The following is a 25,063-nucleotide window of genomic DNA, read 5'->3' on the forward strand; positions in this document are numbered from 1 at the left end:
ATCAGCTTTTTGGGATCGGTCCATCCAGGGCCTGTGAATCTATCCGTAATACAAGCAGTATTGAGGAAAAATTTCTACGCTGCTTTGTGGATAGGTTTGGGTGGAGCAGTAGTTGAAATTCCGTACGGGTATCTGGCTTTGCAGGGCGTGCAATTTGTTGAGCGTTACCCCAGTTGGCTTAAATCCTTGCAGTTACTAGTCATCCCAGTTCTGTTTCTGTTAGGCATCGCTGCGTTATTGCGAAAACCCAATACTCAGCAAGAGCTTCCCCAATCTGGTACACCCCGCTGGGCCTTTGCCAAGGGCTTATTTCTGTCTTTTTTGAATGGACAACTGCCTTTGTACTGGTTTGCCATTCTACTCAACTACCAGGCTTACTACTGGCTCAAAGTACAATCCGGCTGGCATGAATTAGGCTTTGTCATGGGAGCCAGTTCGGGGGCTTTCGCCTTGCAATTCAGTTACGCAAAGCTGGCCTTACGCTATGAAAACCAACTGCTCAAACACATCAAAATTGAGTGGATGGAGCGAATCATCGGTCTATTGTTTATTGCCGTAGGGCTTTGGCAAACGTTCCTGTACTGGTGGAATTAAGAAAGGTGGTCTGGAATACCTTTTTGACAAATAGACCTACCTAGGGTTGCGAGAATACCCACCTCTCAGCCCCGACTATCATGAAAATTTTATGGATTTTTACAGTGACCTTTATCATCGGTTGTCTGGGTTCCATTTATCCAGGACCGGTCAAGCTTAGTATTGTACAGGTAGTGATGCAAAAGAACCTGCGGGTAGGCTTATGGGCTGCAATAGGAGCGTCTTTACCGGAAATATTAGGAAGTGCACTCGCCATTTACAGCTTTCGCTGGTTGCAACAGGTGCCCGATGTACTGATCTGGTTTCAATGGTCGGTCATTCCTATCCTGCTGATCATCGGATTTCTTACTTTACAAAAGAAGTCAACTCCTGATGTAGAGCAACAGGAAAGTACATCGCCCGCGAACCGATCTGCTTTTACGAAAGCGATGGTGTTGAATTTGTGCAATCCGCAGTTGGTACCCTTCTGGCTGGTGACTACGGTATGGTTCAATAGCAAGCCGGGCTTATCGCTGGACTCGTTTGGACACGAGCTATTCTTTATCCTTGGAGCTACGGGAGGTTCGTTTGCGATGAACTATCTGTATGCCAAACTAACTTCGGTAAATCGAGAGCGTATTCTGGATAAAATTCAGCCCCAAACCATCCGGTTACTGACGGGTTGGGGCTTCATCTTACTAGGGGTATGGCAGGCAGTACAGGCGTTCGCTTAAGCCTCTTCGCCCTGTAGCTGTTTCTCGTAAAGTTCCCGATACGCTCCGTTTCGCTTCATCAATTCTTCGTGCGTACCCTGTTCCACAATGGCACCGTCATCGAGCAGTACAATTTGATCGGCCAGTTTAGCCGACGAAACCCGGTGACTGATAATGACCGATGTACGGTTCGCCATGATGCCTTTCAGGTTATTCAGAATGGTCGCTTCCGTTTGTGTATCCACCGCCGATAAGCAGTCATCCAGAATCAGAATTTTGGGTTCACGAGCAATGGCTCGGGCGATACTGAGGCGTTGTTTCTGTCCACCGGAAAGCGTGATTCCACGTTCACCAATTTTGGTGTCGAATCCTTCGGGGAAGTCTACGATGTTCGCGTATAAGTCCGCATCCCGAATCGCCTGAACTACTTTTTCCTGCGAAAGATCCGGCAAGCCGAAGCGAACGTTGTTGGAAATTGTATCTGAGAACAAAAAGACATCCTGCGGTACGTAACCCATCTGACGACGTAGGGCCGGAATCTGATACGATTGAATCGGCGTTTGGTCAATCAGAATATCACCGGAAGAGGCGTCGTACATCCGCGTGAGCAAACTGGCCAGCGTACTCTTACCCGAACCCGTACCGCCCAGAATGGCTACGGTTTCTCCGGCTTTGATACGGAGGTTAAAGTTTTTCAAAGCCACGATCCCCGAATCCGGGTAAATGAACGTGACGTGTTTAAACTCCACATCACCCGCAATTTCTTTTTCCAGATTTTCCGTAGAAACCAGGTCCGTTTTCTGATTCAGAAACTCATTGATCCGTTCCTGCGAAGCCGCTGCCCGCTGGATTTGCGAGGTCGTCCAGCCCAGAGCCGTTACGGGCCAGGTTAGCATATTCACGTAGATTAGAAACTCGGCAATATTACCGGGTGTCAATCGGCCCGCAATCACTTCCTGCCCCCCCACGTATACGCAAAGAATGTTCGACAAACCCACCAGGACAAAAATCAACGGGGTGAACATGGAGTCTACTTTAGTCAGACTCAGGGATTTATTACGATAGCTCTCGGATTGCTTTTCAAACTGCCGGGTGGAAAACGTTTCCTGTACATACGCTTTCAGTACCCGGATACCGGAAAAAGCTTCCTGGGCGTTGGTTGAAAGTTGGGACAGATTCCGCTGAATTTCTTCCGAACGTTTGTTCATAACGCTCGACACGAAAAAAATACTGATCGAAAGTATTGGCAAGGGCAACAAGACATAAAAAGTCAGGTGCGGGCTAACGGACACCATGTAGCTGATTACCATGATGAACAGCGTAATCAGGTTGAGTCCGTACATGATACTGGGGCCTACGTACATCCGTACTTTCGAGACGTCCTCGGAGATACGGGCCATCAGATCACCCGTGTTGTGCCGCCGGTAAAAACTCAGGGGGAGGGTTTGGTAGTGATTGTAAATCTCATTCTTCAGATCATACTCGATCAGGCGGGACATGACAATGAGCGTTTGCCGAACCAGAAAGAGGAAAATCCCTTTCAGTAAGGCCATCGCCAGAATGAGCAGACCGTAAATGAGAATGTTATACGAGAAATCCTGGTAGATATTGGCCTGGACTTTGGTGCCATCGAAGAGGAAGTACAAATCCAGTGTTTCCTTAACCAGATCCAGCGAATGCCGGACAATCTGGGCGGGAATAATCCCAAAAAGGTTGGAAATAATGGTAAACAATGTCCCCAGAAAAAGGGTACCCTTATACTTCCAGAGGTATTTATTGAGATAAGCGAGGGATTTCAATGGATTCGATTTTCAGTTGCCAGTCTTCAGTTTACAATTTTCGGTTTGTCGTCTACAGTAGTTTAGTCATTAGCCATTGAAAGAAAACGAAGAATAGATGAGCTGCTAATCAAAATGCCTAAAAGCTTCAAATCTAGCCAATAAGGGTAGCATCAGCTAGTACAACTGAAACAGTAGACCGAAAACTGTAAACTGAAAACAAAGATAGTCAGGATTGGTTCGCTTCTTTGGGAATTGAAGGGTACGAATGCTTGATTCTCGTCTATTTCATATTCTGAAGCCATTATTATTCTACTCATGCAGACTCGCTATGCACACCACCCTGATGACGTTCGGCACTACGATACCGACCGTTTGCGGGAACAATTCCTGGTAGAGAACGTCATTGCCGACGATCAGATCCAGTTTACGTATTCGCACTATGACCGTTTTATTGTGGGCGGCGTAAAACCCGTTAGTCAGGAAATTTCGCTACCTACCTACGACGAATTACGTGCCAACTACTTCCTCGAACGCCGCGAACTGGGTATCATCAACGTCGGTGGCCCGGGCATCGTTTCGGCCAACGAAGAACGCTACGAGCTTAGCAAATACGAAGCATTGTACCTGGGTAAAGGTACCATGAACGTAACCTTTGCCAGTTCTGATCCGGCCCAGCCTGCGGTATTCTACCTGGCTTCAACACCCGCTCACCGGATTTGCCCTAATGCCAAACTAACGAAAGAAGGAGCTTCGCCCGTCAACGCTGGTTCGAAAGAAACGGCCAATGAACGGACGATTTACAAATACATTCACGCGGAAGGCCTGGAGTCCTGCCAGCTGGTTATGGGCCTTACGATTCTCAGTACAGGTAGCATCTGGAATACCATTCCGGCTCACGTACACGACCGTCGGATGGAAGCGTATTTCTATTTTGACGTTCCCGAAAATCAGCGGGTTTTCCACTTTATGGGTGAACCCCAACAGACTCGGCACTTGCTCGTCAACAACTACCAGGCGATCCTGTCTCCGCCGTGGTCCATTCACTCGGGAGCGGGTACGTCGAACTATTCGTTCATCTGGCAATGGCCGGAGAAAACTATACGTACACGGATATGGATCTGGTGGATTTGAAGAATCTGAAGTAAGCCATTCTTAATACGCAAAAGCCCGAATCCAAAATCTGGATTCGGGCTTTTGCGTACGCCCTAGAAGCTAGCAATAATCAAATACAGATTTAGCACAAAAATAATCGCCGCAATGATCCAGCTGGTGATACTCAGCCAGCGAGCATTGACAAAAGACCCCATCAAATCTTTTCTGGAAGTAAACCAGACCAGCGGAACTACCGCAAAACTCAACTGGATAGACAGTACCACCTGACTGAACACCAGCAGTTCAGACGTGCCTTTTTCGCCGTACAAAAGCGTAGCAACAAACGCCGGAATAATGGCAATGGATCGGGTGAGAAGTCGGCGAATCCAGGGTTTCAGACGTAAATTCAGAAAGCCTTCCATCACGATCTGCCCGGCCAGTGTACCCGTCACCGTCGAGTTTTGACCCGCTGCCAGCAGGGCTACGGCAAAGGAAATACCGGCCAGTTTTACGCCCAGAACGGGGTCGAGTAAACGATGGGCATCGGTAATATCAGCAACGCTCTGATTGCCCGTACTGTGAAAGGCAGCAGCGGCCACAATCAGGATAGACGCGTTGATGAAAAAAGCCAACAACAGCGAAAGGGTAGAATCAAGGGTCGCGAACTTCACCGCTTCCCGCCGACCTCTATCATCACGCGTGAAGCCTCGCGTTTGAACAATGCTACTGTGCAGGTACAGATTGTGCGGCATCACGGTAGCTCCCAGAATCCCGATGGCCACGTACAATTTATGCCGATCCATGACAATTTCGGGTCGGGGAATCAGGTTCTGAACAATGGCTGGCAAACTCGGATGGGATGCCACCATCTGGTAAATGAAACAGCAGAGGATAACGAAAATAAGCCCACCCACGATGCTTTCCAGGGCTCGAAAACCCCGGTTCTGAAAGTACAGAATCACCAGTACGTCGAGAATCGTAATGACTACGCCCACGGTGAGCGGTAACCCAAAGAGTAGATTAAGAGCAATGGCTGATCCCAGTACTTCCGCGACGTCGGTCGCAGCAATGGCAATTTCCGCCAATACCCACAAGGTTAAGCCAACCGGACGAGAAAACTGATCGCGGCAGGCCTGAGCCAGGTCACGACCCGTAGCAATGCCCAGTTTCAAAGCCAGGTGTTGTAATATCATCGCGAACAGGTTCGAAATCAGAATGACCGAAAGTAAGGTATACCCAAAACGGGACCCCCCTTCAATATCCGTGGCCCAGTTGCCCGGGTCCATGTAGCCCACGGCCACCATGAGTCCTGGTCCGGCAAATGCCAGAAATTTACGCCAGTTACTGGCTCCTTCCGGAATGCGTACGGAGGCGTGTGCTTCCGGCAGCGAATGTTCCAGAAAAGGTGAAGCTTTCGAATCTGACGTAGATAAAGGCGAATTCATACCAAATATAATGCGAGTTATGGTCCTGCTACCGGAAGTTTGGTGTATCCATTTTCAACGAAGCAGAAATCTAATATGCTGCAATCCAAGGTTAAACGAAGCAAATGTAAAGATGGTTTCGAAAAATCAAAACATTTTTTTAGGGTGCCCTAAATTTTTATTTTTGACTTCCTCAAAAGTACCTTTGTAGCCAACTGAATTTGCGAATGGCTTCATTAACGGAAGAAAACTATCTGAAACTGATCTACCATCTCTCAGGGCCCGGCTACGAAGAGGTGAGTACGAACGCCCTGGCGGAGCAAACGCAGACGAAAGCGGCGTCAGTGACGGATATGTTACGGAAACTGGCAGAAAAAAATCTGATCCATTATAAAAAGTATCAGGGCGTTCGGCTTACGGAAGAAGGTCAGCAGGAAGCCCTGAAGGTGATCCGACGGCACCGGTTGTGGGAGGTCTTTATGGTGGAAAAGCTGGGTTTTCGCTGGGATGAGGTACACCCGATTGCCGAAGAACTTGAACACATTGCTTCCGAAGAACTCATCAATCGACTGGATGCTTTTCTGGATTTTCCAGAGTCCGATCCACACGGCGATCCGATCCCGACGGCTTCGGGCCGAATGCCTTCCGCTGAATATGAGAAATTAGCCGAAGTGCCTGTTCAGCAGGAAGTTATCATGATGGGCGTATCGGAGCATACGGCTCCGTTTTTGCAGTTTCTGAGTAAATCAGGGCTCATTCCCGGAAGTCTGGTACAGGTACTGGAAGTCAACGAGTTTGACCGTTCGATGACGATCCAGATTAACGAAGCTCATCCTTCTTTTGTGAGCTATGAAGTGGCCCGTAATATTCTGGTGCAGACGAAGGTTTAAGCCAGAACCTGTTCACTAAAATTTCTGTTGCTGCTCATTAGCGTAGGGTCGTCCGTTTTTTTAGCCTACGTTATTTGCATTTTTTAAGAAGGGGCTTTGCGAAAGTAGTTTTAGTTTCGCGTACAGAATTCCCCGAACCGTGACCCCGGAGCCGTGAAAATACTCGACTGGTATATATTCAAGCGATTTCTGACGACCTACGTTTTTGTCGTTTCGCTGGTGACATTGATTATTCTGGTGATCGACTATACCGAAAAGGTCGAAAACTTTATTCGTAATAAGCCCTCCACGCACGATCTGTTGTTGGTGTATTACGTCAATTTAGCCATTTTCTGGGCCAACTACGTAAGTCCGCTGATGGTCTTCATTACGGTCGTTTTCTTTACGGCCAACCTGGCGGCTAAAACCGAGATTATTGCCATTTTTAGTACGGGCGTCAGTTTTCTTCGCTTCATGCGACCGTACCTGCTGGCGGCCTCGCTCATCGCGGGGGTGATTTTCTATCTGGTGGCCTATGTCATTCCGACAGCCGATAAAAAGCGACTGGCCTTCGAGCAGAAGTACGTGCAGGGAGGGACGTATTATTACGACAAACGCGATGTACACATCCAGGTTGGTCCGAACGTGTACGCGTACTTGGCGAGTTACAACAACAGCACCCAGCAGGGCGATAAGTTTACGCTGGAAAAATTTGAAGATAATAAGCTGGTACAGAAACTGGCAGCCTCGTATATTGTCTGGAAACCAGAGATTAACAAGTGGTCGGCGGTGGATTACAGCATCCGTACCATCACCGAAACCGGCGAACAGCTTACCTACGGAAAGCTGATTGATACGACCCTGGCCCTGGAACCCAAAGATTTTGGAAGCACGCAGGATCTGGAGAAAACCTTTACGCTAACCGAACTCAATGAGCATATTCAGAAGCTTCAGAGCCGGGGAGCGGAAGGAGTCGAACTATACCTGATCGAAAAATACCAGCGATTGGCTAGCCCCTTTGCCATTGTTATTCTGACGGCTATTGGCGTCATTGTTTCCGCCCGGAAATCGCGGGGTGGGGTAGGTTTCCAGATCGCTCTGGGTTTTGGGCTGGCCTTTATCTACATTCTGTTTTTCATGATGAGTAGCGGTATTGCCAAAAAAGGGGCCTTTGATCCCTTCCTGGCCGTGTGGTTACCCAATATCGTCTTTTCGGTAGTTGGACTGGTTCTGTATCGCACTGTACCGCGTTAAAAAAATACCGACGCCGGAAGAAGCCCCTTATCTTTACGGTTTAACTCCTTCATGCCTCTCACCGCCCCTATAACTCGGCCGATGGTCGAGCCGTATTTCTTTTGATCTGATTGCCATGAGGCCCACTGTTCGCGACTACTTACAATTACACTTTATTGTTCTGATTTTTGGTTTTACGGCCATTTTGGGAAGGCTGGTTACCATTCCTGCGTTGTCATTGGTATTCTGGCGTACGGGGCTGGCTACGCTGGGCATGTGGGCCTTTTTGCGTTGGCAGAAACAGGCGAAGCCCCAGCAGCCGATTCCGGTCGTGAAACTGTTACTGACAGGCACGCTCGTAGCAGCTCACTGGCTGCTATTTTTTGGCTCGGCCCGGGTTTCCAACGTTTCAGTGTGTCTGGCCGGTATGTCCACCGGTTCATTGTGGACGGCGGTGGTAGAGCCCTTATTTACCCGGCGTCGCATTAGTCCCATTGAAATTTTCCTGGGATTACTGGTCATGGCGGGTCTGTATCTGATCTTTCTGTTTGAATTCGATCACGCGTTGGGTCTAGCCATGTCCGTAACGGCGGCCTTCCTTTCGGCCCTGTTTTCCGTGTTTAACTCCATGTTCAGTCGTCAGGTAGAACCCCGCCTGATTACCGCTTATGAAATGACCGGGGCCTGGATCAGCACGGCCGTATTTCTGCCCCTGTACTATGGCGTACTGGCTCCGGAAGAACCCGTAGCGATTCTGCCGCAGGCTGGGACTGGCTTTGGGTCGTGGTACTGGCGGGCGTGTGTACCGTATACGCTTATGCGGCATTTGTGCGGTTGTTTCAAACCTTTACGGCCTTTGTGATGAACCTGACCGTAAACCTGGAACCCATTTACGGAATTCTACTGGCTTTCTTCATTTTTGGCGATGCCGAAAAAATGACGACGGGCTTTTACGCGGGGGCTTCCCTGATTTTAGGGGCCGTATTGTTGTATCCGGTTTTAAGCCGTTGGTCGAATCGGCGGGCGAAAGAGACGATAAACCCGTAAGCGATTCGCAGGAGTGGTTAAATTGGTTGGAACGTTTGAAAAGCGTCTGCGGGTAGCTGAGGGTTTGAAGCTTTTTCATGTTTGAAAATAGTTTGAGTGGTTTCAGGTTTGAAGCTGTTTGAGAGCAGTTTCAAGTTTGAAATCGGTTTTTGGTCTGAAGCGGTTTCAGGTTCATTTGTCTTTAGGGGAAAGTTCAAGTCGCAGGTATTTAATCGGCTGTTCCGGGATCAGTGCCCGGCACTCCTATCCTCTACGTAAACCTTAAACTTGACTCAAACTTCAAACCTTATTCAAACCAACTCAAACACCATTCAAACCCTAACCTGCCTTCGAACCTACGCTCATCCGCTATAAACACCTGTAAAATCTCTACATCATTCACTTTCCCATGAGAAAACCACTCCTTATTGTACTGCTGGCTTTGGGGATGGGGCAACTGGTATACGCCCAGGACGGCGGCTATCGTACGCCTCCCAAAGCCCTGGCTGATCTGGTCAACACGCCCCCCACGCCGGGTTTAATGTCGATTTCAAAGGCGACTGGGTGCTGATTACCGAACGAGCGGCCAATCCTTCCATCGCTGAATTGTCGCAGCCGGAATTACGGATTGCTGGCTTGCGGATCAATCCTGCCAACAACGGACCCAGTCGTGGCTTTCCGCTCATCAATCTGAAACTACGCAAACTGAACGGCAAGGAAGAAATGCAGGTGAAGGGACTACCCGCCAAAGCCGCTATTTCGAACCTGACCTGGTCACCGGATGAAACGAAGATTGCCTTCACGAATTCCAGCGAAAACAAAATTGAACTTTACGTAATTGACGTTGCTACGGCTACGGCTCAGAAACTTTCTGATCTGGCCGTAAACGCTGCTTTAGGTTCACCGCTGAACTGGGTTTCCGATTCCAAATCCCTGATCGTAACGACCGTCCCGAATGCTCGTGGAGCGGCCCCGGCCCTGAGTCGGGTACCTTCGGGACCGACCATTCAGGAAAACCTTGGTAAAAAAGGACAGGCTCCGACGTACCAGGATTTGCTGAAAAATCCTTCCGACGAAAAATTGTTTGAGTACCACGCCACGGCTCAGGTGGTGAAACTTGGACTGGATGGTTCGGTACAAAATATCGGTCAGCCCTTACTGGTAACGGATGCTACGCCGTCGCCCGACGGACAGTACGTGCTCGTGGAAAGCGTACACCGTCCGTTCTCCTACATCGTTCCGATGCGGTACTTCCCGACCAAGGTCGATGTATACAGCCTCAACGGTTCACTCGTAAAAACGCTGACGGATAATCCGCTGGTGGAAAATGCTCCCTGGGGTTCGGATGCCACGATTCCTTATCCACGCAATTACAACTGGCGGGCCGACGTTCCGGCTACTGTAACCTGGGTAGAACCTAAAGATGGTGGTGATGCCAAACGGAAGGTAGCCGTTCGTGACGTGCTGAAAACGCTGGATGCTCCATTCTCGGGCGAAGCCAAAGACTTGTACGCCAGTGCTCTGCGTTTTGGTGGCGTCACCTGGGGTAATGCCAATACGGCTCTCGTACAGGAACGCTGGTGGGCTACCCGAAAGCAGGTGACGAAGATTCTGAATCCTTCCAATCCGGCGAATCCGGTCGTATTGCTCGAACGTTCGTTTGAAGATAAGTACTCCGATCCCGGTCGGCCCGAGACCCGTAAAAACCAGTACGGTCGTCAGGTGCTCGACATCAATGCCAAAAATGAACTGTACTTTACGAATACCGTCGGTGCGTCACCCGAAGGCGATCGTCCGTTTGTAAGCGTACTGAATCTGGCAACGAAAGAGAACAAAGTCATCTGGCGTTCGGAAGCTCCGTTTTTTGAAATTCCGGTGAGTTTGCTGAGTGCGGAAAAGGGACTGCTGCTGACCCGTCGCGAAGCCGTAGATCAAAACCCGAATTACTTCATCCGCAACCTGAATTTCAACGCGAAAAAGAAGAAGAAAAATGAAACGGCGGTTACGCAGGTGAGCTTCTTCCCCGATCCGTATCCGCAATTGAAAGGCATTCAGAAACAGGTACTTCGCTACAAACGCAACGATGGCGTGGACCTGACGGCAACGCTGTATTTGCCCGCGGGTTACAAAAAAGAAGACGGTCCGTTGCCGACCTTCCTTTGGGCCTATCCCGCGGAATTCAAAAGCAAGGACGCTGCTGGTCAGGTCAGTGGATCACCCTACAAATTCAACGCCATTAGTTTCTGGGGTGCCGCTGCATTTGTGACCATGGGTTATGCCGTTCTGGATAACGCCTCTATTCCCATTATCGGCGAAGGCGACAAAGAACCCAACGATACGTACGTGGAACAACTCGTAGCTTCGGCGAAAGCGGCGATTGATGAAGGAGTAAAACTGGGCGTAGTGGATTCGAGCCGGGTTGGCGTAGGCGGTCACTCGTACGGTGCTTTCATGACGGCGAATTTACTGACCCACAGTAAATTGTTCAAGGCTGGTATTGCCCGTAGCGGTGCGTACAACCGTACCCTAACGCCCTTCGGCTTCCAGAATGAACAGCGTACGTACTGGCAGGCTCCCGACGTGTACAACCGCATGTCGCCCTTCATGAATGCCGACAAAATGAAAACGCCGCTGTTGCTCATCCACGGCGAAGCGGATAACAATACCGGAACATTCCCCGTCCAATCGGAGCGTTATTACAACGCTCTGAAAGGCATGGGAGCTACTGCCAAGCTGGTGTTTCTACCTTACGAAAGTCACCACTACGATTCGCAGGAATCGCTGATGCACATGCTCAGTGAGATGAATGGCTGGTTAGACAAGTACGTGAAAAATGCCGGTAAAGCAACGACGCCCGCTGGTTCAGTAGGTGGTAAAACCGAAAAATAAGATTTCATACTTGTAAAAGCGACCCGACAATTCCTGTCGGGTCGCTTTTGTAGATATATGGCTGAATAACCGGAGCTGATAAGGTAGCTCGCAGGAATGGAAGAGTACGGATCTGAACACCCGGATACCATGAATGGATGAAATACACCTGGTACGGCGATCGCTCGCCTGGAAAATTCATACAAATGGAGGTATGAATAGATTCCTTCCTGGTGGTCAGTAAAATCAAAAGAGCAGCGAACCCCGCTGCTCTTTTGATTTTATGTATAGTCTATCCGCTAAACGTTAGCTTCTAAGTAAAGGGGTTTGGGATATCCATTGTAGGGCTGTTTCCATGCGTCCATTGCCCGCGGGAGCTGGAGTCAATACCTGATCCAGAACCGCCCCGGCAACGGCTACGCCCAGAGCAATGACTACAGCGGGCCAGAAACCACGGATGGTCAGGCTGCTCATGAACGAATCGACCAGCTTGAGCAGTACCGCCGTCACAAGCAGACGGACGATGAATGACAGAAGAAAGAACGTAACCAGGTTACCAATGCCCCGGAGAATCCAGCCGATTGTAACGTTGAGAAGAGCCAGGATCACAGCGACGAGCAACGCTTTACCAAAACTTTTTACCTCAACCTGAGGCATGACATACGCTAAACCAAAAATGACGGCAGCGTCGAGCAGTAAATGCAGAATTAAATTCATACTAAGTAGTTATAGCTAGGGTTGAAATATCAGCTTCTCTACCAAAGGCATACCAAAATTCCACTTTGCATAATCTGAGTCATATTTTCTACACATCAATGATTTTGCAAACGTTCTGATTAAGTTTCAGAAAACTGAGTATGTCTATTGCTGTACCACAAGATCTTACCCATCGAAAGCTTTCTCGTATATACACTCTTAAAGGAATTAGCCCTTTCAATCATCTTCCAAACTAATGTCGTGCTTTTCAGCCGCCCGACGGATGCGGTCTTTGATGAGTTCGACCTCGTCGGAATCATACTTGGCTGCATTGTCTTTATGATGAATGTAGCTCCAGGCAGCCCGAATGTGTTCGGGGGTATCGATCGGATACTTATGATTGGTGGTATCAGCGAAAGGAACATCGCCGTATTTGCGTTCGCCTTCTTCAGGATTGACATCCTCCCGACGATCAATGTGCGTGCTCATGGTCTTTTCATGTTAGGGTGAAAATCATAACCTTGAGTAGTACAAAGGGCATGCCAAGGATTAGTTCAGGAACGTGCTAGTATAGTGTTTTTGCGAGTAACGAATAGGTATACGTTTTGCAACAAAACTCCATTCTATGAAACACCTAATTACTTCCAAACTCTTCTTTTTGCTCATTGGTATGCTGCTGCCGGGCCTGACGTTTGCCCAGCAGGCTACCTTACGTGGCAAGGTTACTTCCGGTGGCGAAGCCCTCGTCGGAGCGACGGTTACGGTAGGCCGCTCGGGAGCCCTGACCAATGCTAGTGGCGAATACAGCCTTTCGGTATCCCCCGGTACACTGACGGCGATGGCCGGGTTTGTGGGGTACAAGAATCAGACCCAAACCGTGACCGTAGCTGCGGGCGAAACGGCCACGCTTGATTTCGTACTGGAACCCGGCGTTGAACTCAACGAAGTGGTCGTGATCGGGAGCCGCTCACAACCGCGTACGCAACTCGACTCGCCCGTGCCCGTCGATGTACTCGACGTGAAGCGACTCACCCGCGATGCTCCGCAGGTGACGCTCAACCAGATTCTGAATTACGCCGCTCCTTCCTTTAGCTCCAACACGCAGTCGCTCGGCGATGGTACGGACCACATCGATCCGGCTTCCATTCGCGGGTTGGGTCCCGATCAGGTGCTGGTACTGATTAACGGCAAGCGGCGGCATACGTCTTCGCTGGTAAATGTGAACGGTACGGTAGGCCGGGGTTCGGTCGGAACGGATTTGAACGCGATTCCCGTATCGGCTATCGACCGGATTGAAATTTTGCGGGATGGAGCTTCGGCCCAGTATGGCTCGGATGCTATTGCCGGGGTCATCAATATTGTTCTGAAAAGTGCAGTCAACCACTTCGACGCCAACGTGACGACGGGCGGCTACATCACCCAGAGCAACGGAAAGAATATTCAGGATGGACAAAACGTGCAGGTCGCACTGAATTACGGGTTGCCGCTGGGTGAAAAAGGCGGTTACATTAACTTCTCCGGTTCGTTCGACCAACGCGAACCGACCAACCGGGGAGGGGTATATAATGGCGTCATTTACCCGACCTATCCCGGCGGCGTAGATGATACCGAAGGCTTTCTGACCCGCACCAACACCACGCGTGAAGATTATAGCCTGATTGTTGGACAGTCGCAGTTCCGGAGCGGACAGTTTTTCTTCAATGCTGCCGTACCGCTGGGCAACAACGCCGAGATTTATTCTTTCGGGGGCCTGGGGTATCGTCGCGGACTGTCGCCCGGCTTTTACCGGTATCCCAATGATGCCCGAAACGTACTGGAAGTCTACCCGCTGGGCTTTATGCCGTACATCGGGTCGGACATCTATGATCGCTCGGTCTCCGTAGGGATTCGGGGCGATGTAAACGACTGGCACATTGACTTCAGCAATACCCTGGGACAAAACCAGTTTGAGTTCCGGGTTGAAAATTCGATCAATGCTTCTTTACTGACGGCGTCGCCTACGGTATTCCGGGCAGGTGGTCCACGGTTTACGCAAAACACATTCAATCTGGATTTTACCCGAAAATTTGATGTCCTGAACGGGTTGAATCTAGCGTTTGGGAGTGAATACCGCTTCGAACGTTACCAGCTGCTGCCCGGTGATCCGAACTCGTATACGAATTACGGTACGGCCCGGCAGGTTGGCGTAGATGCCACGGGTAAACCCATTCTGATTCCCGATCCAGCCGGTCCGGTCAATACCCTGTTTGGACCCAATGGTTCACCACGTCCCGGTGGGGCTCAGGTGTTTCCGGGCTTCCGGCCGGAGAATGCAGTAAATGCCAATCGTACGTCGGTAGCGGCATACGGTGAGGTTGAATTAAATCTAAGTGAAGCCTTCCTGGTGGATGGAGCCATCCGGTACGAGAACTACAGCGATTTCGGCTCGACGCTGAACGGGAAAATCTCGCTTCGCTACAAAATCACCGATCAGATCGCCGTCCGGGCTTCGACCAATACGGGTTTCCGGGCTCCTTCGCTGCAACAGCGATATTACACAAATACGTCTACAGTCTTTACGAATGGAGTAGCGAATGAAGTAGGCGTATTTCCCAACAACAGCCGGGCGGCCCAACTGGTGGGTATTCCGAGTCTGCGTCCTGAGAAATCACAAAGTGTGAGTGCAGGTATAACGGGGAATCTGGGGTCGTTCAAGGTGACCGTAGACGGCTACTTCACCCGAATCAACGACCGGGTTATTTTCACGGATCAGTTTGCGGGAAGTAATGCCGCCAATGCTTCGGAAGCCGACCGGCAGTTGTACGACATTCTCTTACAGGCTAATGCGACCCGAGCCCAATTTTTCGCCAACGCTATCGATACGGAAACCAAAGGAATCGATGCGGTATTGACCTACAGCGAGCGACTGGGGCGGGGAACCTTGCGGGCGGATTTAGCGGGTTCTTTCTTCCAGACTCGGCAGGTCGGTGCGGTAAAAGCCTCCGAGTTGCTGCAGGGCAAAGAGGATATATACTTCAGTAATGCCAGCCGGATTTACCTGGAACGGGCCATTCCCAACAAAAAAGTGAATCTGACACTCACGTACAATCTGGGTAAGTTCAACGTCTTTTTACGGAATAATTACTTTGGTGGCGTAACCGAAGCCGTCAATGCGATTGAGCGGCAACAGTATTACACGCCTAAAGTTATTACGGATATTGGTGTAGGATACTCGATTGCCAAACCCGTTCGGATCACCATCGGATCGAATAACCTGTTTGATGTGTATCCTGACCGTATGACCGTCGCGGCGAACTCTAACAGTGGTCAGTTTCTGTATTCGCGTACGGCTAATCAGTTTGGTTTCAACGGTCGTTATGTCTTTGGCCGGGTAGAGATCAATCTGTAACGAAGTATCGAATCCTGCTTTGTAAGCTCCGGCTCTTTCTGGGTTTATGAAGCAGGATTTTTATTTTATATCTGCTTGCTGTTACCCCGTATTGCATACGGGGCTATTCCTGTTGGACCCCTGCGGGGTTGGCGAGGGTCAATGGATAGAGGTTTCTTACCCCCTGGTACAAGTTTGGAAACCTGCACCAGTATTCGCCTCTTTAAGCGAATAGCATTTACGACTAATTACCACGCAGGACAGCTTACGGCAACCGGTTTACCGATAACACAAAACTCTGCAAATCCTGATTTAGTGAACGAATGCTGGATTGCAACTGATTGAGCAAATCGGCCCGGTCGTGCAGATCATCGGCCTTGTACTTGCCGCCTTTACCGAAAAGCAGGTTTTGCTTCCGGCCTTCCGTTTCACCATCAAACTGTAAGGTCAGCCAGCGATCGCGAATGGAACGAATGATGCCTTGTTTGTGCTCGTTACTAAAGCTCTTTTCGTTCAGCATGTACCAGATGAAAGGCGTATAGATGGTGGATTGCTGGGGTACCTCCCAAATGTCTTTCAATACATTTCTCGGATGATTGAAGGGTACTTTCCGACCCTTAATCAAGCTACTGCCCCCCAGACCCCCACTCAACAAACCACCCACTAAACCCACTGCGTTTTGCGTAGCATCGGACGAAATGATAACGGTAGCGATGGTCGTAATGGCTCCCACGGCAATTGAGGCTACGGTAAGCACGTCGTTGCGGTTGTTGGCTCGTTCATCCAGGTACGAAGCCAGCTGATCGGCCCGTTCGCCTTCACAATCCAGCTCAGCCGAGAAAGAATTCAGTTCGGTGGTGACAAGCAACAGCCGATTCTGTAATTCATTCTTGATGTGCAGGCGTTCAACTTTTCCCTCTAGAGAAGTATCAGACTGATTGTGAACTAGTTTGTGTAGAAAAGACAAGGTTCCCGTAGCATTGGCCATCAAAATATCGTGGTCAGAGAAATAGGGTATTAAGTCCGTCGCACGACGCAAAAGAGAGTCCGCATTGGAGCTTGGAACATGCGTATTTTTTAGGTTAAAGGCTGGCGTACAATAACTAGATCGCACGGATGGATGAAACCGTGAACAACTAGTTGTAAGAAAGAATACTCCTAAGAAAAGTACAATAAAAATGTTTTTCATACGCAAGGTGCTTCAGGTTGATTGAGCTAATAGTGCACTGGGTTAGTGAGACGTATATAGGAATTTTTTGGTTGGAATGCCCTTATTAAGCGACGTTCGTAACGGAAGAATCAAAAGTGAGAAATGAATTAGATTAAAAATTACATTAAAATAATTTAATTCTTATTAAAGGAAAAAAATAGCGATTTATCAGACCTGAAAATACATTTGCTCAATTCGTTACTCACCCCATTTATGAAATCTATCAAAGCATTCTTTTCAAAAGAAGGAACGGTGCTTCTGAGTTTTTTGCTGCTTGGCGGAATTATTGGTTTGCAGCATATTTTTGAAGGCCCCAAGTCCTATAACAATTACCTGATTTTCAGGCAGTCTTTCCTGCACGTACTGGCTGGTACGAATCCCTACGTCGAGTATCCTTCCGAGTACTTCGATATTTTTCTGTACCATCCCAGTTTTACGCTGTTTTTCAGTCCGTTTTCCTATCTGCCCATCTGGGTTGGTTTAATAATCTGGACCGTAATCAGTTCCTACGTGCTCTTTTACGCGATTCGTTCGCTTCCCATTACGCATTCGCAAAAGCTATTTTGCTGGTGGTTTGTTTTCATCGAGCTCAGTTTCGCTCTGCATTACCAGCAAACCAATCCGCTCATTACGGCACTGGGTCTGCTGACCTTTTCAAATCTGGAAAACGGAAAAACGGGTAGGGCGGCTTTGTTTCCGCTGTTAGCCTTCTGTATCAAGGGCTACGGGCTCATTTTTGCGGCTCTGTTTGTCTTCTATCCCCGGCCCGGTCGGTACATCGCTAGTTCAATAGGCTGGTTTTTGTTATTAAACCTCCTGCCACTTCCATTACTGGGTTGGGATCGGTTTCTGGAAGTGTATCAGCAGTGGATTGCCTGTTTGCAGGCGGATTATAAAGTAAACTATGGCTTTTCAGTCATGGGTTTGCTGAAGCTAATCTGGCCCGCGTTTCAGGCCGTTAGCACCGTACAGATCCTGGGCGTGTTGCTACTGGCGGCAACCTGGAGTATCTACTGGCTGAAATCACGGGTTCAACCCTTGAATCTAACGATTCGTTTAAGCTTACTGGCTTATGTACTGCTCTGGGTAATTCTGTTCAATCACGCGGCCGAAGCACAGACGTATATCATTGCCGTTCAAGGTGCGGCCTTATACATTTTACTCGAAAAAGAACGGTATCCCCGTTGGGCGACTCTCTGCACGCTACTGGTATTTTTTCTAACCGTTCTCTCGGCTTCCGATGTTTACCCGCCCCTGTGGCGAAGAGCATTCTTCTACCCTTATCTAATTAAGGTGATCCCCTGCACGCTGGTCTGGTTTGTTTTACAATTTGAATTAATTAGTCGTGGGCTTCAACAACGTAAGCACCGAATCTCAGAAAGTCAGTATCGTTCTCCCGTGCTATAATCCGGCCCGTGGCTGGAGTGATCTGATTCTGAAACGTATGCAGGAACTGCGGGCAGTTTTACCAGCGTACGAACTTGAGTTTATCCTTTCCAATGACGGTTCCACCCGTTTGCAGACGGAAGAAGTCAATCGCATTACCCAGGAAGAAGGAATTATCTTTCTAAATCACCCGGTGAATGAAGGCAAAGGTTCCTGCATTCGGAAGGGGGCAGCGTATTCGCACGGTGAATTCATCGTGTATACGGATATTGATTTTCCCTTTGGTATTGATCCCATTGTACAAATGGTTTCGCTCTTGCACGATAATCCAGGCTGTCAGTTCGTATACGGAGCCCGCACGAAAAGTTACTTTAAACAATTACCGCTGAAGCGAAAGGTTATTTCGTACGGCCTCAAAATGCTGAATAGTTTGTTGCTATCCCCCAAAACAAAAGATACGCAAGCGGGTATTAAAGCGTTGAAACGCGAAGTGCTACAGGATTTACTTTTAACGCAAACCAATTCGTTTGTATTCGAAATCGAGTATATGTACAAATTGATGCGGAAAAAGGTGGGAATCCAATCCATTCCCGTACAGCCCGAACCGAATCTAGTCTTTACAGATTTTTCCAGTAAAACCATTTGGCGGGAGTTACTGAATTTAGTCTGGATCTATGCCCATCGCCGCGGAGCAGCGGTTCAGCAACCATCCATTCCTACCAACCATTCCTCCGAAACGTATGCAGGCGGTTACGCTGACTTTTGATCTCGAAGAATTCGATATTCCCGAGGAGTACGGTCAGACCGTACCTGATTCGGAGCAGATGGAAGTGACCCGACAAGGAACCGAGGCCTTACTGGCCTTGCTGGCGGCGTACAACATCAAGGCTACTTTTTCACGACCGGTCACTACGCACGGGTCAACCCGGACTTGCTACAGGCGGTGGCCCGCGATCATGAAATTGCTTCACACGCCTTGTATCATTCGCCCCGCCACACCTTTCAGATGGAGGATATCCGGCAATCCAGGGAAATTCTGGAAGAACTGACGGGTCAGCCAGTTACGGGTTTTCGTATGCCCCGTCTACAGCCCTTTGATCGGGGGAAATTGCGGGCGTATGGGTTTCAGTACGATGCTTCCGTCAATCCGACGTACTTACCCGGACGGTACAATCTGCTGCACGAAAATCCGCAACCACACGTGCGGGATGAGCTGATCGAATTGCCCAGTTCCACGACGCCCCTGTTGCGATTGCCCTTATTTTGGCTATCGTTCAAAAACCTGCCTCCGGCTCTGTTTCGGTACTGGGCTGTACGGACTTTGCAAAAACGTAAGGTGCTGATGTTGTATTTTCATCCCTGGGAATTCACGAATATTCAGGCATATCAATTGCCTGGGTACGTAAAGCGAGTGGATGGCAAGGCTTTGCTGGCCCGCCTTGAAAAGTTGATTCAGACGCTACAAAAGCAGGGAGCTTCTTTCATGACTTGTCAGGAATATATCCGGACAAGTATGGTTTGAGAATAGAGAATGTATGGAAGTGGTTAAGCGAACCGATGGAAGAGAGGCCGTCGGTTCGTTGCGTTTGTTGGAAGACATGATACCCCGCATTTCATACGGGGCTATGTGCATTGAACCCCTTTGGGAGTTATGAGTACTCAATTGAAAGACGCCGCTGGTGCAAGTTTCCAAACGTAACCAGCTTAAAAGTCAGTAAGTCATAATAACGTGTGTTGAGAGTTTACTGTGGAGAAGAATGCAAAGATGATTTGCTTATTCCCGATACAAATTTGGTTTTTCTATATAAAATAGCACGAAAATTAGGACTTCTGCCTGACGTCGCAACTTTTCTTTTACTCGTCGTCGGTTTAGATAATCTTTCTTTTGTCTTTTATCAAGAAGGTTATCTTTGATTTTTGTATCATTTTCCACATCAACATCCTTCATCTTCCCATGAAGAAACGAGTACTTTTCTGGCTATGCCTCGTCCTTTGCGGCGTCCGAAGCATGGCTCAAACGCCAACGTTCCCCACGAATGGCGTACAGGACGACCGCCCCAATCGGGTCGCGTTTACGAATGCAACCATAATGACCAATGCCCAGACTACGTTGGAAGGGGCTACGCTGCTCATCAAAGGTGCATTGATCGAGGCCGTAGGGAAAGACGTGAAAATTCCGGTGGGTACGCAGGTCATTGATCTCAAAGGCAAGCGAATTTATCCTTCGTTCGTGGAAGGATATGCCGCCTACGGGATGCCCGAAGTCAAGCGTGAAGCGGGCCGCATGGGTCGCGGAACGCCGCAGATGGAATCCAAAAAGAAAGGAGCCTTTGGCTGGAATCAGGCGGTATTGCCGGAACTAAAGGCCGCTGAAGTATTCACTACGGATGCCAAAGAAGCCGCTGAATTACGTAAAATCGGTTTTGGCTCCGCCATCACGCACTCCCAGGACGGAATCGTTCGGGGTACGTCCGCACTGGTGGCCCTGCTCGACGGTCGCGATCAGGAAGCTTTGCTGAAAGGCAACGTTTCGGCCCATTATTCGTATTCCAAAGGAACCTCGACGCAGGATTACCCCAACTCGCTCATGGGTTCGGTAGCCCTGATTCGTCAGACGTATTACGACGCTCAGTGGTACAAAGGGCTGAAAGGAAAAACGGAAACGAACCTTTCGCTGGAAGCTTTCAACCAGAACCAGTCCTTACCGCAGGTTTTTGAAGTAACCGACAAGCTGGGCGTACTGCGTACGGCGAAAATCGGCAAGGAATTTGGCGTGAATTACATCATCAAAGGTAGCGGCGATGAGTATCAGCGACTGCCCGAAATCAAAGCGACGGGACTATCGCTGATTCTGCCCGTAACGTATCCGACGGCTTTGGATGTAGAAGATCCCTTCGATGCCAGCGTGGTCGATTTAGCCGCGATGAAACACTGGGAAATGGCTCCCGCCAACGCGGGTTTACTGGCGAAAGAAGGCATTACGTTCAGCTTCACTTCGTCGGGATTACGCAACAAAGCCGATTTCATGGCTAACATTCGTAAAGCTATTGAAGCGGGTTTGGATGAGAAAGCGGCTCTGGCGGCTCTAACTTCCGTACCTGCTCAGTTGATGAAAGTGGAAGATCTGGTGGGTAGTCTAAAGCCGGGTATGCTGGCGAATTTTCTGATCTCTTCGGGTAGCCTGTTCAGCGAATCAAATACGCTGTACGAAAACTGGGTGAAAGGCAACCGCTACATCGTAACGGACATGAACGCCAGCGATTTCCGGGGTTCGTATGATCTCGCGGTAGGGTCACGTCAGAACCTGAAATTGAACATTACAGGTACGATCGATAAACCAACGTATCAGATTCTGGTGGATACGGCAAAGGTGACGCCGAAAGTGACTCGGCAGGGCGATCTGCTGACCCTTTCGTTTAAGTTCAACAAACAGGAAACGGGTGAAAACCGGATTGCGGCGTATTATGATGGCAAGAATATCAAAGGCGATGGCTTCGATGCGGCGGGTAATCCGTTGACCTTCGTAGCGACGTACCGTTCGGCTCCGCCCGTGGGTCGGCCCCGTCCGGATTCAGCTCGTAAAGCTATGGCTCCGATGGGTAAGCTGATTTTCCCCTTCACGGCGTATGGTGCCGAACAAAAGCCCAAAGCCGAAACGATTCTGATTAAAAACGCTACGGTCTGGACGAATGAAAAAGATGGAATCGTACCAAATACGGACGTTCTATTGCAAAACGGCAAGATTGCCCGCGTAGGCAAGAGCCTTTCTACACCTTCGGGTGCGAAAGTGATTGACGGTACGGGCAAGCACCTCACTACCGGAATCTTCGATGAGCACTCGCACATTGGTCTGTACTCGGTGAACGAAGGCACGCAGTCCGTTACTTCGGAAGTACGGATGGGCGACGTAGTCAACTCGGAGGATGTGAACATCTACCGTCAGTTGGCAGGTGGCGTAACGTCCTCGCAACTGCTGCACGGGTCGGCCAACTGTATTGGTGGACAATCGGCGGTCATCAAGCTAAAATGGGGTGAAACACCCGAAAACCTGCTGATTCCCGAAGCTCAGTTCATCAAGTTTGCTCTGGGTGAGAACGTGAAGCAGGCCAACTGGGGCGATGCCGCCCGCGTACGCTTCCCGCAAACTCGTATGGGCGTGGAGCAGGTGATGATGGATGCCTTCATTCGGGCGAAAGCTTACGAGAAGGAGTGGAAAGAATACAATGGTTCCTCGAAAAAAGCAGGTACGACGGCTCCCCGTCGCGATCTGGAACTCGATGCGTTGGTAGAAATCCTGAATAAAAAACGGTTCATTACCTGCCACTCATACGTACAGTCGGAGATCAATATGCTGATGAAAGTGGCCGATTCGCTGGGTTTTACCATCAACACGTTTACGCATATTCTGGAAGGATACAAAGTAGCCGACAAGATGAAAAGCCACGGAGCAAACGGTTCGACGTTCTCCGACTGGTGGGCGTACAAGATGGAAGTGAAAGACGCCATTCCGTACAACGCCGCGATGCTTTCGAAAGTGGGCGTGAATACGGCCATTAACTCGGATGACGCCGAAATGGCTCGTCGCCTGAATCAGGAAGCGGCTAAAACGGTACTGTATGGCGGTGTTTCCGAAGAAGAGGCCTGGAAAATGGTAACCCTGAATCCCGCCAAAATGATGCACCTCGAGAATCGTCTGGGTAGTATCAAAGCCGGTAAAGATGCCGATGTAGTACTCTGGAATAACAACCCGCTGTCGGTATACGCCAAACCCGAAAAGACCATCATTGAAGGAGCAATTTATTTTGACATTGAAAAGGATAAAACGCTACGGAAAGAAATCGATACGGAACGCAACCGTCTGATTCAGAAGTTACTGACGGCTAAAGCCAGCGGTGCCGCTACGCAACGCCCCACGGCACAGCGTCCGCGTCACTTCCACTGCAATACGCTCGGTGGTTTGTCGGAAGAAGAAGGCCACATGCGTTTCTTCGGTCAGTTTAACTGCGATGGTTCCTGCGGTTTTTAAAACTAGTTTGAGGTGGGATGCGGTTTGAAGTTTGAAAAGGGTTTAAGAAAGTTTGAAATGGGAGCGGGGCTACGAAAAGGTGCGAAGGACATATGTTGTTCGAACCTGACACCTATTCAAACTTGAAACCCCTTCAAACCTAAAACCCCTTCAAACGTCACTTTCCAACGATCTTTATATGAAAAAAATACTATTCACAGTACTGGCGTTCAGTGCTTTATTGAAAACGGCTCAGGCTCAGAATGAGGCGGCGGCCAAACCCCAGACGAATCCCATCGCTCTGACGGGCGGTACCATTCACGTGGGGACGGGCGAGGTTATCCAGAACGGAACCGTCATTTTTGAAAAGGGAAAAATTACGTACGTCGGCAGCGGTACGCCGAGCTTGCCCGCGGGTACGCAAAGCATTTCGATAACGGGAAAACACGTGTACCCGGGCCTGATTTCGCCTTCCAATCAATTAGGTCTGGTGGAAATTGCTTCTGTACGGGCGACTAACGATCAGGAAGAGGTAGGCGATTATACCCCCAACGTACGGGCTCTGATTGCCTATAATACTGATTCCGAAGTAATTCCGACGGTTCGCGGTAATGGTATACTACTCACGCAGGCGACGCCCGTGGGTGGCATAATCTCCGGAATGTCTTCAGTCATGCAGCTCGACGGCTGGAACTGGGAAGATGCCGTACTGAAGAAAGATGACGGTGTGCATCTCAACTGGCCGGGTTATTTCCGCCGGGGGTACAACTTCGAGACAGGCTCTTTTAGCGTGGGCAAAAATGACCGCCGCGAAGAGCAATTCCGGGAGCTGGAGAAGTTTTTCGGCGATGCCATTGCCTATGCTCAGGTTCCGGCCAATGATCCCGTAAATATGAAGCTGGAAGCCATGCGGGGCCTGTTTGATGGGTCGAAAAACCTGTACATCGCCGCCGATTATGGCAAGGAAATCATTGAAGCCGTACGCTTTGCCAAAGCCAAAGGGGTGAAAAAAGTTGTCATCATTGGTGGAGAAGAATCACTCATGGCGGCTGATTTCCTGAAAGAAAACAATGTACCGATTATCGTCAATACCACGCACCGACTGCCCAACCGTACGGACGACGACACGGATTTACCCTACAAACTGCCGTATCTGCTCAGTCAGAAAGGTTTGACGGTAGGTTTAGGTTACGTCGGACTCAACTGGCGTACGCGGAACCTTCCTTTTCTGGCGGGTACGGTAGGCGGTCATGGCATGACGCCCGAAGAAGCTTTGAAGCTGGTTACGCTCAATAACGCCAAAATTCTCGGGATCGATAAAGTGGTGGGTTCCCTGGAAAAAGGCAAACATGCCACCCTGATCGTTTCCGCAGGAGACATTCTGGATATGCGGACTGCGAAAGTGGAGCAGGCCTATGTACAGGGTAAATCCATCAATCTGGATGATAAGCAGAAACGCCTGTACCGGACATTCTCGGAGAAATACAGCAAGTGAGGGTAGTTTACCGTTTTCGGTTTGCTGTTTTCAGTGGCCGTTAGGGGTTTGGAATTTAGGGTTTTGAGTGGTGACCGCAGCCGTTTAGGATACACCGCTCATCGCTCGCCCCGATTTATAACCGTCATGGAATGACCGTCATAAATCGGGGCGGTGATGGTCTCGCGTCTTAGATGCGACATATCAAGTGAGAGATTTAGATAGATAGATTACAGAACTGGCCTGCGTCCCAATTGCAATCGAGGACGCAGGCCAGTTCTGTAAACTGAGAACCTCAAAGGGAAAGCCTGAATGGCTGCTGTCGCCACTCAAAACCCTAAACTCC

The 25,063-nt window shown here is 49.4% G+C and carries 18 protein-coding genes and 3 pseudogenes; 16 read left to right on the plus strand and 5 right to left on the minus strand.

The genetic code is table 11. The annotated features are described in order from the left end of the window. The first annotated feature begins 9 nt into the window (after positions 1-9). Together BWI93_RS00600 and BWI93_RS00605 are read left to right on the plus strand one after the other, a co-directional pair. On the plus strand, positions 10-594 hold the full coding sequence (locus tag BWI93_RS00600) for a LysE family translocator (protein ID WP_255157665.1): 585 nt from the start codon (positions 10-12) through the stop codon (positions 592-594). 80 nt (positions 595-674) lie between these two features. Beyond that, the gene (locus BWI93_RS00605; RefSeq protein WP_094808244.1) at positions 675-1,307 is read left to right on the plus strand and encodes a LysE family translocator; all 633 of its coding nucleotides are present in this window, start codon (positions 675-677) and stop codon (positions 1,305-1,307) included. Here the strand turns inward: BWI93_RS00605 and BWI93_RS00610 are convergent. Beyond that, positions 1,304-3,085: an ABC transporter ATP-binding protein gene (locus BWI93_RS00610; RefSeq protein WP_094808245.1), complete on the minus strand. Its 1,782-nt coding sequence runs from the start codon at positions 3,083-3,085 to the stop codon at positions 1,304-1,306. The two genes, BWI93_RS00605 and BWI93_RS00610, sit on opposite strands and share 4 nt — an antisense overlap. 297 nt (positions 3,086-3,382) lie before the next feature. Between BWI93_RS00610 and kduI the strand changes: the two are divergent. Further along, positions 3,383-4,212, plus strand: a pseudogene (kduI, locus tag BWI93_RS00615) (5-dehydro-4-deoxy-D-glucuronate isomerase). Between the two features lie 60 nt (positions 4,213-4,272). Here kduI and BWI93_RS00620 read toward each other — a convergent pair. After that, positions 4,273-5,604 carry an Nramp family divalent metal transporter gene (locus BWI93_RS00620; protein WP_094808246.1) on the minus strand — a complete coding sequence of 444 codons (1,332 nt, stop codon included), beginning with the start codon at positions 5,602-5,604 and terminating at the stop codon, positions 4,273-4,275. Between the two features lie 206 nt (positions 5,605-5,810). Here BWI93_RS00620 and BWI93_RS00625 point away from each other — a divergent pair, with 206 nt between their 5' ends. From BWI93_RS00625 to BWI93_RS00640, 6 genes and pseudogenes are all read left to right on the plus strand, one after another. Beyond that, positions 5,811-6,473 (plus strand): metal-dependent transcriptional regulator, encoded by a 663-nt coding sequence (locus BWI93_RS00625; protein WP_094808247.1) that lies wholly within the window; start codon positions 5,811-5,813, stop codon positions 6,471-6,473. Positions 6,474-6,626: 153 nt separating this feature from the next. After that, positions 6,627-7,706, plus strand: a complete 1,080-nt coding sequence (locus BWI93_RS00630) for an LptF/LptG family permease (protein ID WP_094808248.1) — start codon at positions 6,627-6,629, stop codon at positions 7,704-7,706. Positions 7,707-7,821: 115 nt separating this feature from the next. Beyond that, positions 7,822-7,914: pseudogene (locus BWI93_RS28395) on the plus strand (EamA family transporter); the annotation flags it as partial. A gap of 473 nt (positions 7,915-8,387) precedes the next feature. Then, the gene (locus tag BWI93_RS28400; RefSeq protein ID WP_255157666.1) at positions 8,388-8,732 is read left to right on the plus strand and encodes an EamA family transporter; all 345 of its coding nucleotides are present in this window, start codon (positions 8,388-8,390) and stop codon (positions 8,730-8,732) included. A 388-nt stretch (positions 8,733-9,120) separates the two neighbouring features. Next, positions 9,121-9,282 (plus strand): hypothetical protein, encoded by a 162-nt coding sequence (locus BWI93_RS29305; protein ID WP_369679070.1) that lies wholly within the window; start codon positions 9,121-9,123, stop codon positions 9,280-9,282. Next, the gene (locus tag BWI93_RS00640) at positions 9,276-11,600 is read left to right on the plus strand and encodes a prolyl oligopeptidase family serine peptidase (RefSeq protein ID WP_369679071.1); all 2,325 of its coding nucleotides are present in this window, start codon (positions 9,276-9,278) and stop codon (positions 11,598-11,600) included. The genes BWI93_RS29305 and BWI93_RS00640 overlap by 7 nt, the downstream gene beginning before the upstream one ends. Positions 11,601-11,885: 285 nt before the next feature. On the opposite strand, the gene BWI93_RS00645 is transcribed toward BWI93_RS00640, so the two are convergent. Together BWI93_RS00645 and BWI93_RS00650 are read right to left on the minus strand one after the other, a co-directional pair. Further along, on the minus strand, positions 11,886-12,296 hold the full coding sequence (locus BWI93_RS00645; protein ID WP_094808249.1) for a phage holin family protein: 411 nt from the start codon (positions 12,294-12,296) through the stop codon (positions 11,886-11,888). A gap of 216 nt (positions 12,297-12,512) precedes the next feature. Next, entirely contained in the window at positions 12,513-12,764 is a 252-nt protein-coding gene (locus BWI93_RS00650) for a DUF6582 domain-containing protein (RefSeq protein WP_094808250.1), read from the minus strand. A gap of 136 nt (positions 12,765-12,900) precedes the next feature. Between BWI93_RS00650 and BWI93_RS00655 the strand changes: the two genes are divergently transcribed. After that, a complete protein-coding gene (locus BWI93_RS00655; RefSeq protein ID WP_094808251.1) occupies positions 12,901-15,663 on the plus strand; it encodes a TonB-dependent receptor in 2,763 nt (920 codons plus the stop codon). A gap of 244 nt (positions 15,664-15,907) precedes the next feature. Here BWI93_RS00655 and BWI93_RS00660 read toward each other — a convergent pair whose 3' ends face one another. Further along, positions 15,908-16,681 carry a hypothetical protein gene (locus BWI93_RS00660; RefSeq protein ID WP_141217301.1) on the minus strand — a complete coding sequence of 258 codons (774 nt, stop codon included), beginning with the start codon at positions 16,679-16,681 and terminating at the stop codon, positions 15,908-15,910. A gap of 384 nt (positions 16,682-17,065) precedes the next feature. Here BWI93_RS00660 and BWI93_RS00665 point away from each other — a divergent pair, with 384 nt between their 5' ends. The 6 genes and pseudogenes from BWI93_RS00665 (at position 17,066) to BWI93_RS00685 (ending at position 24,738) form a co-directional block, all read left to right on the plus strand. Further along, positions 17,066-18,259, plus strand: a complete 1,194-nt coding sequence (locus BWI93_RS00665) for a glycosyltransferase family 87 protein (protein WP_094808253.1) — start codon at positions 17,066-17,068, stop codon at positions 18,257-18,259. A gap of 37 nt (positions 18,260-18,296) precedes the next feature. Further along, complete coding sequence (locus BWI93_RS00670) at positions 18,297-19,004, plus strand: glycosyltransferase family 2 protein (RefSeq protein WP_255157664.1); 708 nt, start codon at positions 18,297-18,299, stop codon at positions 19,002-19,004. A gap of 132 nt (positions 19,005-19,136) precedes the next feature. Then, positions 19,137-19,316, plus strand: a pseudogene (locus BWI93_RS28405) (polysaccharide deacetylase family protein); the annotation flags it as partial. Then, on the plus strand, positions 19,314-19,760 hold the full coding sequence (locus BWI93_RS28410) for a DUF3473 domain-containing protein (RefSeq protein WP_369679072.1): 447 nt from the start codon (positions 19,314-19,316) through the stop codon (positions 19,758-19,760). The pseudogene BWI93_RS28405 and the gene BWI93_RS28410, both read left to right, overlap by 3 nt. 432 nt (positions 19,761-20,192) lie before the next feature. Continuing rightward, positions 20,193-23,264, plus strand: a complete 3,072-nt coding sequence (locus BWI93_RS00680; protein WP_094808256.1) for an amidohydrolase family protein — start codon at positions 20,193-20,195, stop codon at positions 23,262-23,264. A gap of 178 nt (positions 23,265-23,442) precedes the next feature. Beyond that, complete coding sequence (locus BWI93_RS00685) at positions 23,443-24,738, plus strand: amidohydrolase family protein (RefSeq protein ID WP_094808257.1); 1,296 nt, start codon at positions 23,443-23,445, stop codon at positions 24,736-24,738. The last annotated feature ends 325 nt before the right edge of the window (positions 24,739-25,063 follow it).

The organism is Siphonobacter sp. BAB-5385 (assembly GCF_002261125.1).
In the GTDB taxonomy this organism is placed as follows: Bacteria; Bacteroidota; Bacteroidia; order Cytophagales; family Spirosomataceae; genus Siphonobacter.

Bases quoted from the DNA above. Each gene is read 5' to 3' on its own strand.
- BWI93_RS00605 (WP_094808244.1), top strand. From the start codon at position 675: ATGAAAATTTTATGGATTTTTACAGTGACCTTTATCATCGGTTGTCTG.
- BWI93_RS00620 (WP_094808246.1), bottom strand. From the start codon at position 5,604: ATGAATTCGCCTTTATCTACGTCAGATTCGAAAGCTTCACCTTTTCTG.
- BWI93_RS00625 (WP_094808247.1), top strand. From the start codon at position 5,811: ATGGCTTCATTAACGGAAGAAAACTATCTGAAACTGATCTACCATCTC.
- BWI93_RS29305 (WP_369679070.1), top strand. From the start codon at position 9,121: ATGAGAAAACCACTCCTTATTGTACTGCTGGCTTTGGGGATGGGGCAA.
- BWI93_RS00645 (WP_094808249.1), bottom strand. From the start codon at position 12,296: ATGAATTTAATTCTGCATTTACTGCTCGACGCTGCCGTCATTTTTGGT.
- BWI93_RS00650 (WP_094808250.1), bottom strand. From the start codon at position 12,764: ATGAGCACGCACATTGATCGTCGGGAGGATGTCAATCCTGAAGAAGGC.
- BWI93_RS00655 (WP_094808251.1), top strand. From the start codon at position 12,901: ATGAAACACCTAATTACTTCCAAACTCTTCTTTTTGCTCATTGGTATG.
- BWI93_RS00665 (WP_094808253.1), top strand. From the start codon at position 17,066: ATGAAATCTATCAAAGCATTCTTTTCAAAAGAAGGAACGGTGCTTCTG.
- BWI93_RS00670 (WP_255157664.1), top strand. From the start codon at position 18,297: ATGCAGGAACTGCGGGCAGTTTTACCAGCGTACGAACTTGAGTTTATC.
- BWI93_RS28410 (WP_369679072.1), top strand. From the start codon at position 19,314: ATGCCCCGTCTACAGCCCTTTGATCGGGGGAAATTGCGGGCGTATGGG.
- BWI93_RS00680 (WP_094808256.1), top strand. From the start codon at position 20,193: ATGAAGAAACGAGTACTTTTCTGGCTATGCCTCGTCCTTTGCGGCGTC.
- BWI93_RS00685 (WP_094808257.1), top strand. From the start codon at position 23,443: ATGAAAAAAATACTATTCACAGTACTGGCGTTCAGTGCTTTATTGAAA.